Source organism: Burkholderia sp. Ax-1724 (assembly GCF_011752995.1).
In the GTDB taxonomy this organism is placed as follows: Bacteria; Pseudomonadota; Gammaproteobacteria; order Burkholderiales; family Burkholderiaceae; genus Paraburkholderia.
In genome coordinates this window covers 179,058-193,077 of the sequence record NZ_VWWL01000009.1, presented here as the reverse complement: position 1 = coordinate 193,077, position 14,020 = coordinate 179,058, and the positions used below count along the sequence as shown (strand labels likewise).

Here is a 14,020-nt window from a genome sequence, read left to right as displayed (position 1 = left end):
AACCGCTTCAAAAACCAGGCCCCCGACAAAAACCGCTAACACAAAACCATCCACTACGCCCCCGCACCCCAACCCCCTGCACACCGCAACAATATGGCGCCATTTATTGCGTTACGATTCAGGGCTGGCGACCGGGCAAGCCCAAAGGCGGACCGACGTCTTCGCCAGGCCACCGCCACTCAGCCACCGTTCCGCGGCCGGTTTCGAATTTCTCGCCGATCCGCTCCCACGAACGCCGGCAAAACGCAATCGAAAGGCAATCGCAAGCACCATGAAGTCAAACTCCTCGCGCACCACGTCCCTGCTCGCCAACCGTCCTCACGCGCATGCGCTCATGCGCCCGGCAGCGGAGATCGCGCGATGAGCGGCGCCGGCACCCGCAATGCGCACGTCGGCTGGCTGCCGTATATCGTCGCGGCCACCTTCTTCATGGAGTATCTCGACACCACCGTGATCGCCACCGCGCTGCCGCAGATGGCGCGCTCGTTCGGCGTCGGCCCGAACAGCCTGAGCCTCGGCATGACCGCGTACATGCTCGCGCTCGCGATCTTCATCCCGGCGAGCGGCTGGGTCGCCGACCGCTGCGGCGCGCGCACCGTGTTCGTCAGCGCAATCGGCGTGTTTACGGTCGCCTCGGTGCTGTGCGGGCTGTCGCAGAACGTCCCCGAGTTCACGGCCGCGCGGCTGCTGCAAGGCATCGGCGGCGCGATGATGGTGCCGGTCGGCCGGCTCATCGTCGTGCGCAGTACCGAAAAGGCCCGCATGATGCAGGCGATCGCGACCATCACCTGGCCGGCCATCGCGGCGCCCGTGGTCGGGCCGCCGATCGGCGGCTTCATCACGACTTACGCGTCGTGGCGCTGGATCTTCCTGCTCAACGTGCCGTTCGGCATCGCCGCGATCACGGTCGCGCTGATGCTCGTGCCGAACCTGCGCGAAACCGCCCGCAAGCCGCTCGACGTGGTCGGCCTCGTGCTGAGCGGCATCTCGCTGACCGCGCTCCTGTACGGCGCCGAGCTCGCGAGCCAGCCCGCCACCAACGTGTGGCTCGCCTGCGCGGTCATGGCGGGCGGCCTGCTGGTCGGCGTGATCGCGTTCCAGCACGCGAAGCGCCACCCGCATCCGCTCGTCGACGTATCGACGCTGAAGGTGCCGACGTTCTCGGTGACGGTCATCACCGGGTCGTTCACGCGCATCGGCATCGGCGCGGTACCTTATCTGATGCCGCTGCTGTTCCAGCTCGGCTTCGGGCTCTCGGCGTTCCACTCGGGTCTGCTGCTGCTCGCCAGCGCGACCGGCAACCTCGGCATGAAGGCGCTGACCACGCGCATCCTGAAACGCTACGGCTTTCGCATGGTGTCGATCGTCGACGTGACGATCGCGGGCGTGTTCATCATCGCGTGCGGGCTGCTGACGCCGAACGTGCCGCTCGCGCTCGTGCTGATCGTCGTGTTCGTGTACGGCGTCGCGCGCTCGATGCAGTTCTCGACACTCGCCACCCTCGCCTACGCCGATATCGCGCAGCCGCAGATGAGCGCCGCGAGCACGCTATGGAGCGCCGCCGCGCAGATGACGCTCGGCCTCGGCATCGCGTTCGGCGCGGTGTCGCTGCGCGTCGCGGCTCACCTGAACGGCGAGACGACCGGCCACGTTTTCACGCTCGACGACTTCCGTCTCGCGTTCCTGTTCGCCGGCGTGCTGACGCTGCTGTCGGTGCTCGGTTATAGAGGGCTCGCGCGCAATGCCGGCCAGAGCATCGGCGGCGGTTCGGGCAGCGGGGAGAATACGGAGAAAAACCCGGCGGAGAAAAGCCGGGCCGCGAAGGGCTGAGCGCGGTTTTATCCGCGTGATATGGCGCGGATGGATCGGCCCACGTCAGACATAAGCGCGCTCGCGCATCCACTTCGTCATGATCCATTTGTCGCCGGCCAGCACTGGCGCGCCGCCGTGCAAGGTCAGCGGATCGAGCTGGCGCCGGCCGTTCATATAGCGGAAATACACGGCGCCGCCCGCGCGCGCCGCGACCGAAATGCCCGCGTCGGGAAAGATCGTTTCGCCGCCCTCGGCGACGTCGTTCAGATAGATCACGAGCGTCGCGACGCGCTGGCCGCCGCGCGCGGTATGCACGGCGCTGCCCGGATGATCGGGCGAAAAGTAGTCGAAATGCGGACGGTATTCGCCGCTCGTGCCGTAATGCAGGACCTGCAAGCCCTCGCCGTTTTCGAGCGGCCAGTTCATCAGGCTCGCGATGCGCCGGTCGAGCGTCTCGATCAACGCGTCCTCGCCGCGCTGATACCAGACGCCTTCGCTGGTGCGATTGCGGATCACGTCCTCGCTGCCCGTGACGGGATTGACCGTGGTCGAGCGTTTCAGCCGATGCCGCGAGCGCTCGATCAACGCGTCGCACTCCTCGGGCGATAGCACGTCGGCGAACACGATCAGTTGCGGCCGCTCGCAGCGCATCAGCACGCGCACGTCGCGCTCGCCGGCGCGGATCAGGTTGCCGTGCGCGACCGGCGCTGCGTCGTAGAGGTAGCCGTGCGGCGCGGCGTTGGCGGCGGTGGTTTCGATGACACTCGCTTCGCTCGCGACCGACCTGCCCGCGGTTGCATTAACGGCTGCATTAAGGGCCGCATTAACGGTTACGTTAGCGGCGACCTTGGCGACGGCTGCGTCGGTGATGGCGGCCTCGCTCGCAATCGCGCCGCCGATCGCTGAATCGGTGGCCGCCGCCTCGGTGGCGGCACGCACGGCGGCCCTGCGCTCGCTAACCGCCTTGTGCACGGCGACGCGCGCGGCCTCGGCCGCAAAGCCGGCCTGCACCATGACGTCGATCAGCGCATCCGGCAGGCAACCGCGCGCGACATTGGTGTCCAGCCATTCTTCCCATGCGGCATCTACGACCGGCATAGCGTTCCCTGTTCGTCCCACCCGCCAAAGCGCGGGCTCGAGTGGACGATCATAGCAAGCGTGCCATGCCAAAAAAGTTCGCCGGATGGCCAGGTCTCAAGAGCGGTTTTCAGCGGCTTTCCGGCGCCTTCCGGGCGAGTCCCGGTTGGCACTGCAACGGCATTGAAGCGACATCGCTACGCCGTTTCAACGATGCAGATGCCCACGATACAGCGTGAGCCCGCGGCGCGCCTGCGCCCTGAGCATGCGCTGCACGAGCGGCGACCAGCCGAACAGCGCGCCGCGCACGCCCATCGCCTGACGCATCCACAGCCACAGGTCGAAGCGGTCGCGGTGCTCGACGATGAGCCCGTCGCGGAACGCGAAGCGCGCCTCGATCCGGTTGACCACGGGCCGCCCCGTCTGGGTGAACTGATAGCTCGCGACCCATTGCGCGCGGCCGCTCGCGTCGTCGGCCTCGATCTCGCCGAAGGTCAGCGAGAAATCCTGCGCGTGTTTGACGAGCATGCGCCACATGTCGCGCACTTCCTCGCCGCGCAGCTCGCCGAAGGCGGGATCGCTGAAGACGGCGTCGTCGGCATAGCAGGCGGCCATGGTTTCGGCGTCGCGTTGCTGGAAGGCGGTGTAGAAGCGTTCGATCAGCTCGGTGTTGGGATGGCTCATTGTTTCGATGTCGTGTGTTGCGTATTGCGGGAGCGCGCGGTATCGCACCCCGGAAAAACCGCCCGCTCGGGGTGGGTGGCGGGCATGGCGCACACGATATCGGAAAATGGCGTGAACGGGGGTTTTGGCGAATGTTTTGCGGCGGCGAAGCGCCTGCTGCTGAGGGAGTCCGGGCGCGCACGAACCCGGTACAAGCCCGCCATCAACCACGTACCAACCCGGCAAAACCCAGACAAAACCTGGCAAAAACCAGCTACAAGCGCCGCTACCCCCGCGACACGGCCCCTCGTCCCCTCGCGACTTCGGCCCTGCCCGCCAGCACCCATATTCCCGCGGCCACCGACGCCGCGACGAACGCCGCCACGCCCAGCGCCGCCGCAAAACCGCCCGCGAAGCTCGCGCGCGCGGCCGCCGTCAGCATGGCCTGCAAGGCCGGCGACAACCGCGCGGTGGCCTGCGCCGCATCGCCCGCCATCACGCGCGACATGAAACCGGCGTCGAGCGCGGCCCGTACCGGAGCCGTCAGCGGCGTGGTCGCGAGGAAGCTCGCCTCGGTGCGGGCCGCGAGCACCGCGCCGAGCACGCCGACCGACATGACGATCGCCGTGAAGCGCGTCGTCGTGCTGATGCCCGACGCCATGCCGGTACGCTCCGGCGGCACGCATGCCATGATCGCCTTCTGCGTATCGCCGTTCAGCACACCCGCGCCGAGCCCCGTCACGACCATCCCGCACGCGACCCAGGCGTAGCGCTCGCCGCCGGCCGCGAGCGCGGTCAGCAGATTGCCGAGCGCGATCAGCAGCAGGCCCACGCTCAGCAGGGTCATTTGCGGAACGCGTCGGCCAAGGCGCGCGCCGAGGTAAGGCCCCGCCACCATCGCGAGCGCGAACGGCAGCATGCCGACACCGGCGGCGATCGCCGGCAGACCGAACGCGTTTTGCAGATACAGCGGCAGGAACGTCATCATCACCTGCGCGCAGGCGGCATAGCCGAACATCGCGAGCACCGCCGCGACGAAGCGCGGTTGCCGGAACAGGGCAAGATCGACCATCGCGTGAACGCGGACGCGCTGCAATTGCACGAACGCGCCGCCAAGCAGCACGCACGCCGCGAGCCGCGCACCGGTGGCCCAGTTCGCGAGGCCATGCGACGGCACTTCGATCAGCGCCCAGATGCCGGATGCGAGCGCGAGCCCGAACAGCAGGCTGCCGGCCGCGTCGAGCGAACCGGGCGACGGGTTGCGCGATTCGCGCAGCTCGCGCGCCGCGCTCCAGCCGAGCACGGCGCACACCGGCAGATTGAGCAGAAAGATCCAGCGCCAGCCGAGCCATTGCGTAATCACGCCGCCGACCAGCGGCGCGACCGTCGTCGCGACGCCCATGCAGGTGCCCCACACGGCCCACGCGCGCACGCGGGCGACGGGGTCGTGAAAGGTGTTGGCGATCACCGCGAGCGCCGCGGTCAGCAGCATCGCGGCGCCCACGCCCTTGAGCGCGCGCGCGAGGTTCAGCACCAGCGCCGAGGGCGCGAGGCCGCAGCCGAGCGAGGCCAGCAGGAACACCGCGAGACCGGTCAGCAGCATGCGCTTGCGGCCGACCCGGTCGGCGAGCGCGCCCGCCGGCAGCAGACACGACGCGAACGCGACCATGTACGCGCTGACAACCCATTCGACGTCGGCGAAACTGGCGTGGAACGAGCGCGCAATCGACGGCAGCGAGACGGCGACGACATTGGTGTCGAGCACGATCAACGCGCAGGTGGCCGAGGCGATGGCGAGCACGAAGCCGGGACGGGCGGGGGGGGCCTGCGTGGACGATGCGCGATGGCCGGGGATCAGTGACATACAGGCGGATTCGGGACGGATTAAGGGCGGATCAGGAGCGGATAGCGATTGGACGAAAGGTTTTCAAAGCGCGCTAGCGCAGGATACAAGGCGCGATGCGCAAAGCAGGCCCGAAGCGGTTATGAAATAGGCCCGAAGCGGTTATGAAATAGGCACGAAGCAAGCACGAAGCGAAAGTCACGCTATCGTAGCGAAGTCATTATTGTCTGTCATTGACATAGAATCGAAGAATAATTGTCCCTGAAAGCAATACCGAAAAACCATGCGGCAACTTGAATTGCGCCATATCCGCGCTTTCGTTTGCGTCGCGCGGCAACTGCACTTCGCGCGCGCCGCCGACGAACTCGGCATCGCCGCGCCGTCGCTGACGCGGCTGATCCAGGAAGCCGAGCGGCTCGTCGGCGCGCGGCTCTTTTACCGCACCAAGCGCTCGGTCGCGCTGAGCGCGGCGGGCAGCGCCTATCTCGCCGAAGCGCTCGCGGCGCTCGACCATCTCGAACGCGCCGGGCAGCGCGCGATGCTTGCCGAGCGCGGCGAGCTGGGGCGCATCGAGGTCGGCTATGTGGCGTCGGCGGTGTATGTCGGCGTCCTGCAAAAAGCGGTCGGCGGATTTCGCGGCACGCATCCCGGCGTCGAGGTGGCGATTCAGGAAGTCCCGATGGACGCCGTCGCCGGCATGCTCGGCGACGGCCTGCTCGACGCCGCCTACATCCGCCCGCCGATGCCGCTCGCGAGCGGCATTCAGGCCGTGACCGTGCATCGCGATCGCTTCGTGCTGGCGCTGCCGGCCAGTTCTCCGCTTGCGACGTCGGCGAGCCTGCGGCCCGCGCAGTTACGCGACCAGTGCTTCGCGCTGCCCGAACAGGAATCGGGCACCTTCGAAGTCGCGCGGCGCGGCCGCTTTTCGCCGCGTCTCGGCCCCCGCCCCGGCACGCTCGCGGCCGTACTCGCCTGCGTGTCGCTCGGCGGCAACGTGGCGGTCGTGCCGCATACACTCGCCGATTGCATCGCGCTGCCCGGCGTCGCGTATCGCGACATCGCCGGTCAGCCGATTGCCTCGGAAATCGCGCTCGCGTTCCGCCAGTACGAGCGGGCACCGGCCGTGAAGGCGTTTCTGCGCTTCGCGCGCGGCGTCAAAAACCTGGGCTGACGCGCACCGCTGCTCCGCATGGAGACTCGCGTCGATCGTGTCTGCGAGCAAAAGCGCACGACCGTCAGCGTCCGCCGCAACACATACGGCCGCTTTCGTTATATCCTGACGGATATTACGCTAGGCTTTGCCGCAACCACGGCGAGGCGCAACGAATCAGCAGGAGCCCTCAGCGGTGCGCAGTCGATCCACTTTGCCGGCCCCCGGGTCGCGCGTTCAATCCGGGCACGGCCAGCGTGTGGCGCACGAGATATCGTCGGCCATCGTCGCGGTGAAGTCCGCGTCCGGGCGCGGACGGGCCGAAACGATCCGCGACGTCGTCGACGCCTACCGGCGCCTGTACGGCAGCGTGCAGCGCTTCGTCGCGATGCTCGGCGGCGACCCGTCGAGCATCGCGACAATCGGCGCATCGGGCTCGCATGCGCTGAACCCGTTGCTGTCGCTCCTCGCCGGGCGGGCGCGCGCGAACGCCTTCGCGCGTCTGCGCGAACTGAAAGCGACGATCGAGGAAGCGCGTCTCGCCGAGCATCTGCGCGATGCGATTTTCTCCGACGCGCTCAGCAACGATCTGCCCGCGTTGCGCCAGGCGGTGGCCGAACTCGAACGGCTCGACGCCGCGATGGTCGGCCTCTGCGTCGGGCACGTGCTCGAACAGCATGCGCGACCGGCCGGCGAAGCGATTCGTCCCGTGCTGCGCTCCGCGGCCCAGCGCGAACGCGCCGCGGTGCGCCGCTCGCAAAGCGCGAGAACCGCGACCGTGGCAGCGGCAGTGGCCGCCGAAGCGCCGCATGAACACGCCGGAGCAACGCTGGTTCACCCCGCCGACTGACCCGCCGACTCATACCCCGATGCACGAACGCCGCCCATGAACGCTTTTTTTCGCCCCTCGTTATATCGACGCGAATACATCGCAGGCGACGCCCTGCGCGCCATTCGCACGATAAACGCGGGCGCAAGCACGCGGCCCGACTGACACGAACCGGATTCGAGACCTTCATGCACACGCCCCCGTTTCCCCTTGCCCAGCCTTCGCGTCTGAAACTGTCCGGCGACGAACTCGCGAGCACCGGCATTCGCACAATCGACGCATGCTGCGCGCCGTCGCAGGCCATGCCGCCCGCCGTCAAGCGCCGTGCGCGCCTGTCCGAACTCGACAGCCATCTGCACTGCTCGATCATCGGCACCTGCCTCGGCACGCACGAATTGCGCAAGCTGGTGCCGAAATTCACGAACCTCGACCGTCACGACGCGAGCGACCTCGACATCCATCACACGGCGGTCGAACTCGCGATCGAAGGCGGCGCGGGCGCGAAAGCGCTGCACAAGCTGCTCGACGAACGCTACGCGGGTGCGGTGCGCCGCTTCGAAAAGGCCGCCGACGACTTCGAACTCCTGAAGCTCTGGGACGAAGCGCTGAAAAACGGCGATATCCCGCCCGCCTACTGGGCGCTGATGACGCATCCGCTCACGACGATGCCCGTGCGCCAGAAAGCATTCGGCGACCTGCACATGCTCTCGCATCTGGTCGGCGCGGCCAATCGCGCCGATATCCGGCGGCTCGTCGCCCTGGAAGCGGAAAACGTCGCGTTGAAGGAGAAGATCGAGCGGCAACAGAACCGTCTGCAGGAACTCAGTGTCGAGCGGGATAAATCGGTCGCCGCGCTCGACGGGCAGATCGCGCAACTTCAGGCGGCACGCCAGTTGCCCGCCGATGCCGCCGGCCTCGAAGCCGAGCTGGCCTATCTGCGCGAACGGCTCGCCGATGCCGAGCAACGCATTGCGCTGCAGACGAGCCGCCGCGAAGCGGCCGAGCAGCGCATGCAGCAGGAACAGGAAGCCGCGCTCGCGCTACGCGGCAGCCGCGACCAGGCGCTCGCGCAGTTGAAGCTCGTGCAAAGCGAATGCGATGCGCTCGAACGCGCCACCGTCGATGCCGCCGAAGCCACGCACGCCACGGCCACGCCCGCTGCCGGCGGCGCGGGCGCGCGCCGTGCGAGCCTCGACGGCGTGCAGGGCAAGCGGATCGTCTACGTGGGTGGCCGGCCCGGCTCGAACGCCGCGCTCAAACGGCTCGTCGATGCGGCCGGCGGCGAACTGGTGCTGCACGACGGCGGGGTCGAGGATCGCAAGGGCTTGCTGGCCGCCGCGTTGCCGGGCGCCGATATCGTCGTGTTTCCGGTGGACTGTGTCGACCACGATTCGATGAACACGCTCAAGCGGGTCTGCGAGCGTCACGGAATCGACTATCACTCGTTGCGCACGGCGAGCGTCGCGAGCTTCGTCGAATTGATGGCGCGGCTGCATCCCGAACATCTCGCGCAACTTCGCCAGGTGCCGCCTTCGTCGTTCTGTCTGCGGCATGGTTGAGCGCCGCACCTGAGGCCGCATGGCGCGATATATCGGGCTAATCCAGCGGCATAACCCGGCGCGGCATGCGAGCGCGCCGCTCAGGAGCGGATCAGCTTCACCAGTTCGCCGATTTGCTTCGAGCAACTGCGGCGCGCCTCCTCTTCGACCTCGCGATAAAGCCGGATGATGGTTTCGCCGACCGGCGTCAGCGTGCAGCCCCCGCCGCTTTGCCCGCCCTGCTCCGAATGCGTGGCCGGTGACTTCAGCGAGCGGTTCAGCTCGTCGATCAGCAGCCACGCGCGCCGGTACGACATGTCGAGACTGCGCGCCGCCGCCGAGATCGAGCCATATTCGCGCACCGCTTCGAGCAGATCGACCTTGCCCGGTCCGAGCGCGACCGACTCGCCATGACGGATGCGCATTCTGAAGCGCACTTCGGGACGCACCTTCGCGGATTTCGTCGCCGGAGCGGATTGGGGTTTCGCGGATTTCGCGGTCTTAGCGGTGTCGGCCATGCGCGCAAGCATACACGAAGCGCCCCGCGCCGCCACTTGACCGTGGGCCTCAGCGGGGTGTCAGCGGCGTGTCAATGAGGTATCAGCGGCGCGGTGGGAAACAATACCCGTAGTCCTCGCAGCCGGGGCAACCCGGCGCCGGTCCCGGTTGCAACCCCAGCGAAAGCGCGCATTGCGCGGCGAGGAATTTCTTCCAGCGCAGGTTCTCGACGTTCAACGCGACGAGTGACGGGAAATAGCGTGTGAGCATCCACGTGACTTCGTCGCGGCCGGCAAGGCCAAGGTCGCGCCACAAATGATCGGGACGCAGGCACGCGTGCGCGATGATCGTGGCGAGGCAGCGCGCGTCGTCTGCATGGACCGTGCCGCTGGCATGGGCAAGCAGCAGCGCGTGGAGCGCGCGAATGAAGCGCGCGTGTTCTTCGAGGCTGAGCGGCAGCGATTGCGGTAACGCGGATTTCGTCGCGCGGCCAAAATGCCGCGCGAGCAATGCGCGCCACTCGGGCAGCGGCAAACCGAGCAACGCGAGTTCGTTGCGCGCATCACGCTCAGCGATCAGCTTGGCGAAGAGCCGCGTGTCGGGATGGTCCGCGCGCGCGGCCTCGTTCAACCAGCCACGCATGCACCCGGCGACTCGCGCATCGGCCGGCCATTGCAGCACGTCGCCGCTGTTCGCCGCAGCACCCGTCACTCGTGTAAAGGGATCATCTGGGCACATCATGGCCTCGCCATGATCGATGACGAACCCACATCACCGAAGAATTCCACGCACACTTCACACCTCATCCTCATGCGCTCGGCTTCTGATCTCGGCCAGCGACACGTCGCTCAACAGGCGCCCCGAATCGAACACCGTCACGAGCGCCTCGTCCCATTCGTCGGCAACGGTGCGTTCATCCCACGCGAGCGGTAGCGTCACCGTGCGGTACTCGCCGGTGACGCGATGGCGCAGCAGCGTAAGCCGCCCTTTCATCGAGCGCTTGCCGTGATCGGTGACCGGGTCCTTCGACACGTCGTGCCATGTGTCGCCGAGGCGGATCGCCGAGCACTTCATCGCGAAGCACTGCGTGTCGCGATTGATCTGCTGCAACAGCGCGCCGCCCATGCCGAACACGATGTTGTCGGTGGCGAAACCGGCCTCGTCCATCGCGGCGAGAATCGCCTCGATCGAATCGGGGTTCACGCCGTCGCCCTGAATCACGCGCACGTTGTTGAGCACGCGCCGTCCTTTGCTGTTCGTCACGGCGCCGAACGACGCTTCGAGCAGGCGCAGCGTCTCCAATACGATCGTGCGCGGATCGCCCGAGTCGGGCCGGATCACGAGCGTGCCGCCGGAATCGAGCACGGCCTGTTTGAGCTCCGTGCCCCATGCGTCGAGCGCGGCGAACAGATCGTACGAATCGGACACCACCGACACGATCGCGCCCTGCTTGCCGAAGCGCGCGATCATGTTGCGGTACGCCTCGATCTCGCGCTCGCGGCCCCATGACGTGATCGTGCTGTGTTCGGCCGCCGGCACCGAGAACGCAGCCATGCTTTCGTTGTAGTAATGATTCGCGGCGAGCACGCCGAGCACCGTATCCGAGCCCATGAAGCTGACGAGATGCGCCGCTCCGCCGATCGCCGCCGACTCCGCGCTCGACACGCCGCGTGCGCCGAAATCGTGCAGCTTGAACGGCAGTTGCGCGAGGTCGTCGCTGCTCCTGCACAGATACGCCCGAATCGTTTTGCGCAGATGCCAGCTTTGCGTCGCGACCGTGACCGGATACCAGACGCGCAGCAGCATCGTCTCCAGATACGAGGCGAGCCAGAACACCTGCGGGTCGTCGCATTCGACCGTCATCAGCACGTTGTGCGTCGGCACGACCGAGCCTTCGGGCACCGCGCGAATCCGCACCGGCAGATAGCCGCCGTATTGTTCGACCACGTAACGCCAGCCCGCTTCGTTGAACGGCTCGCCATGCGCGCTGAAGAACCCGCGCGCCTGCTCGATCATCGCCGTGGTGATGGGTCGGCACAGGTATTCCTTGAGCAGCATCTGCAGGCCGAAGAACAGCGTGCGCTCATAGCGCCCGCCGCGCGATTCGACGTACGAGAACATTGCCGAGGCATCGGGCGGATATTGCAGGTAGTGCGATGCCTTATACGAATCCGTGTTCAGAATCGGATTGGCCAGGATCGACGCGAAGTCGGAACGACCCTGCGCGTCGGGTGTGGACTGTGCTGCGCTCACGTGAATGTCTCGCTGGAGTGGCTGGACGGCGGGGCCGTCTCATCGTCGGCGCCCCCCTATACCGTCGCAATATACCGGGAATCGCCGGTCTGTTTGACCTTACTCCGATATGCACGCGAGCGCCCGGGCGTGCGCGGCCTCAAACGCCGGGCTTCAGTTGCGGCAGCACCTCGGGCCAGGCCGCGAGCAGACGGCCGGGCACGCTGCGGTGGCGCTCGGCGCCGGCCGGCCACAGCATGTTCGCGAGCAGGCCGAGGCCCTGCGCGAGCGTGCTGTCGCGCGCGGCAATGACGACCGGCACACCGCGGCTCAACGCGTCGTTGACGTGCCGGTCGTCGCGCGGCAACTGATGCGCGACCTTCGCGCCGAGCGTGCGCTCGAGCATCGGCAGATTGATCCGTGCGCTCTTCTCGTATTGATTGACGACGACACGCACCTTGCTCGCCGGGTGTCCGAGTTCGCGAAAAATATCGAGCATGCGGCGCGCACCGTGCAGGTGCAGCGGATGTTGCCGCACGACCATGCAGATCGCGTCGCTATGCGCGAGCGCGCGGATCGTCAGCGGATTGAGGCTCTGGCCGATGTCGATCAGTACCGCGTCGTAGCGCTCGCGCACCCATGCGAGCACGCGCTCGAGCTGCGCCGGCAGGAGTTCGGCGGCCTTCAGCGGATCGCCCGCGCCGGCCAGCAGATCGAGATTCGGGCGCACGTGCATCGCGCAGGCATCGAACAGCCCCGCGTCGAGCGGCTCGTCGCGCGCGCACAGATCGGCCAGCGTCATCGGCGGCGGCCGGTCGGCCAGCAGCAGGCTGGCGTCGGCGAATTGCTGGCTCAGGTCGATCAGCAGCACGCGGCGGTTGCGCTGCGCCGCGAGCGCGCAGGCGAGATTGACGGCGACCAGCGTCGTGCCGCTGCCGCCCTTGCTCGAGGCGAGCGACACGATACGCGCGCCGCGCTGCTCGCAGCCGCCCTTCGCCGCGTCGATCCGCGCGAGCGCGTCGCCGACGGCCTCGGGTTCGAGCGGCCACGACAGCACGTGACTCACGCCGACGCGCATCGCCGCGCCGAGCAACGCGCTCGACGGCGCAGGCGTCACGAGCATGCAATGCAGCGTGGGCGCGCAGGCCAGCGTTTCCTCGATGCCGTCCAGCCCGTGCGCGTCCAGATTGGCGTCGTCGACGATCAGCAGGTCGGCGTTGCGGATCAGATGCGCATGCATGCGCAGTTGCCGGACCGAACCGTAGGCGGTACGCAGGCGGTAACGCACACCGCTGTCGTCGAGCCGCTCGACGACGCGCTGCGCGTTTTCGGTGCTGGCGGCAATCAGGAAAATCTCGATCATGGCGTGTCTGCGGCGCCGCGAGGGCGTTATCCGGCAGCTCTTTCTTGTACTCTTGTACGGAAGGGGTGACCTGCTTTGTCGATCGGCGTCGCGCTACGAGCCGCCTTCGTCGTCATCCTCCGATGGCCGCCGCACGTCCCGTTCGGCTTGCCGCCCGCATGTCGGCGGCATTTCATACAGGGCGTCACGCAGCAGGTCGCGCCGGATCTCGGCCTGCGCCTTGCGCCTGAGTGCATCGGCGACCACCAGCGTCAGCAGATCGACCGACGACACGCGCGCCTCGGCAAAGAAGCGCGCCCGCGACGCCACCACATGGCGCCGCCAGACCAGTCCGCGAGCCCTCGAAACACCGGCCGCGCGGACGGCGGCCGGCTTGCGAATCAGTTGTTCCATGACATCCCCCGATATCGGACAGGACTGCGCCATGCGGCACAGTCCGGCGCTCGTCCGGGCCGCCGTGCCCGTGTCGAACCACGGACACGGCACCCAGTTCACCTCGTACCTCCGTCTCTCTACGGAGACTGTGGCCTCTCTCCCCGCTTCATCGCGCCGGCCAGGTCCTGATCCGGCGCTGCCCCTTCCGTTCGATCGGCGCGTCGCTCGCAAACGTTGCAATCGCATCACCTGTCGTTATCGTCGTCCTTTTCGTGTCGGCCTGACCAAAAGCCGAAAAGGAAAACGGTGAGTCCGATACCTCTCGTCGCTCGATTCTGAATGACCGATTTCAAAAATCTTTCACTCATCTTTTTTATCCGACGCTTGCTTTTTTATTCGGCCCCGCCGCGCTACCGCAAACAGATATTGGCTTCCCCGGCCATGTCCGCGAGTAACCTGTTTTTGCCGCCATTTTTTTAAATCCGGCTTTCCCCGTGCCATTGAAGCGGCGGCAAAAACTTTTTTTGTGCGGGCGTCCTGTTGCAATGGCCATGCCAACACCCGTTCCAAGCACCGCCGCCGCCGTCAAAGCCTTGTGCGATCGTCGGCGTTAGCGATCCGACGCGGCGCTTTTGCCGTC

General features: G+C 67.1%; 13 protein-coding genes. 4 read left to right on the top strand and 9 right to left on the bottom strand.

The genetic code is table 11. From position 1 onward, the window contains the following. Nucleotides 1–360: 360 nt before the first annotated feature. Entirely contained in the window at nt 361–1,830 is a 1,470-nt protein-coding gene (locus tag F3J19_RS12815; RefSeq protein WP_167041722.1) for an MFS transporter, read from the top strand. Nucleotides 1,831–1,875: 45 nt separating this feature from the next. Here the strand turns inward: F3J19_RS12815 and F3J19_RS12810 are convergent, their stop codons facing one another. The 3 genes from F3J19_RS12810 to F3J19_RS12800 form a co-directional block, all read right to left on the bottom strand. After that, nucleotides 1,876–2,910, bottom strand: coding sequence for a 2OG-Fe(II) oxygenase (locus F3J19_RS12810; RefSeq protein ID WP_205192811.1), 1,035 nt, complete (start codon nt 2,908–2,910; stop codon nt 1,876–1,878). A 186-nt stretch (nt 2,911–3,096) separates the two neighbouring features. Then, nucleotides 3,097–3,573 (bottom strand): nuclear transport factor 2 family protein, encoded by a 477-nt coding sequence (locus F3J19_RS12805; protein WP_167041720.1) that lies wholly within the window; start codon nt 3,571–3,573, stop codon nt 3,097–3,099. A gap of 265 nt (nt 3,574–3,838) precedes the next feature. Beyond that, entirely contained in the window at nt 3,839–5,416 is a 1,578-nt protein-coding gene (locus tag F3J19_RS12800) for an MFS transporter (protein ID WP_167041717.1), read from the bottom strand. A 262-nt stretch (nt 5,417–5,678) separates the two neighbouring features. On the opposite strand from F3J19_RS12800, the gene F3J19_RS12795 reads away from it, so the two are divergent. From F3J19_RS12795 to F3J19_RS12785, 3 genes are all read left to right on the top strand, one after another. Beyond that, the gene (locus F3J19_RS12795) at nt 5,679–6,566 is read left to right on the top strand and encodes a LysR family transcriptional regulator (RefSeq protein ID WP_167041712.1); all 888 of its coding nucleotides are present in this window, start codon (nt 5,679–5,681) and stop codon (nt 6,564–6,566) included. Nucleotides 6,567–6,804: 238 nt separating this feature from the next. Beyond that, nucleotides 6,805–7,395, top strand: a complete 591-nt coding sequence (locus F3J19_RS12790) for a hypothetical protein (RefSeq protein ID WP_345891029.1) — start codon at nt 6,805–6,807, stop codon at nt 7,393–7,395. Between the two features lie 167 nt (nt 7,396–7,562). Beyond that, nucleotides 7,563–8,933 (top strand): DUF2325 domain-containing protein, encoded by a 1,371-nt coding sequence (locus tag F3J19_RS12785; protein ID WP_167041709.1) that lies wholly within the window; start codon nt 7,563–7,565, stop codon nt 8,931–8,933. A gap of 80 nt (nt 8,934–9,013) precedes the next feature. On the opposite strand, the gene F3J19_RS12780 is transcribed toward F3J19_RS12785, so the two are convergent. The 6 genes from F3J19_RS12780 to F3J19_RS12755 form a co-directional block, all read right to left on the bottom strand. Further along, on the bottom strand, nt 9,014–9,430 hold the full coding sequence (locus tag F3J19_RS12780) for a LysR family transcriptional regulator (protein ID WP_205192809.1): 417 nt from the start codon (nt 9,428–9,430) through the stop codon (nt 9,014–9,016). 82 nt (nt 9,431–9,512) lie between these two features. Then, nucleotides 9,513–10,052, bottom strand: coding sequence for a nitrogen fixation protein NifQ (locus F3J19_RS12775; RefSeq protein ID WP_167041992.1), 540 nt, complete (start codon nt 10,050–10,052; stop codon nt 9,513–9,515). A 153-nt stretch (nt 10,053–10,205) separates the two neighbouring features. Continuing rightward, the gene (locus F3J19_RS12770) at nt 10,206–11,663 is read right to left on the bottom strand and encodes a nicotinate phosphoribosyltransferase (protein ID WP_167041706.1); all 1,458 of its coding nucleotides are present in this window, start codon (nt 11,661–11,663) and stop codon (nt 10,206–10,208) included. Nucleotides 11,664–11,802: 139 nt separating this feature from the next. Continuing rightward, nucleotides 11,803–13,005 carry an AAA family ATPase gene (locus tag F3J19_RS12765; RefSeq protein WP_167041703.1) on the bottom strand — a complete coding sequence of 401 codons (1,203 nt, stop codon included), beginning with the start codon at nt 13,003–13,005 and terminating at the stop codon, nt 11,803–11,805. A 93-nt stretch (nt 13,006–13,098) separates the two neighbouring features. After that, nucleotides 13,099–13,398 (bottom strand): hypothetical protein, encoded by a 300-nt coding sequence (locus F3J19_RS12760; RefSeq protein WP_240158912.1) that lies wholly within the window; start codon nt 13,396–13,398, stop codon nt 13,099–13,101. Nucleotides 13,399–13,740: 342 nt separating this feature from the next. Continuing rightward, the gene (locus F3J19_RS12755; protein WP_167041697.1) at nt 13,741–13,950 is read right to left on the bottom strand and encodes a hypothetical protein; all 210 of its coding nucleotides are present in this window, start codon (nt 13,948–13,950) and stop codon (nt 13,741–13,743) included. Nucleotides 13,951–14,020: the final 70 nt, after the last annotated feature.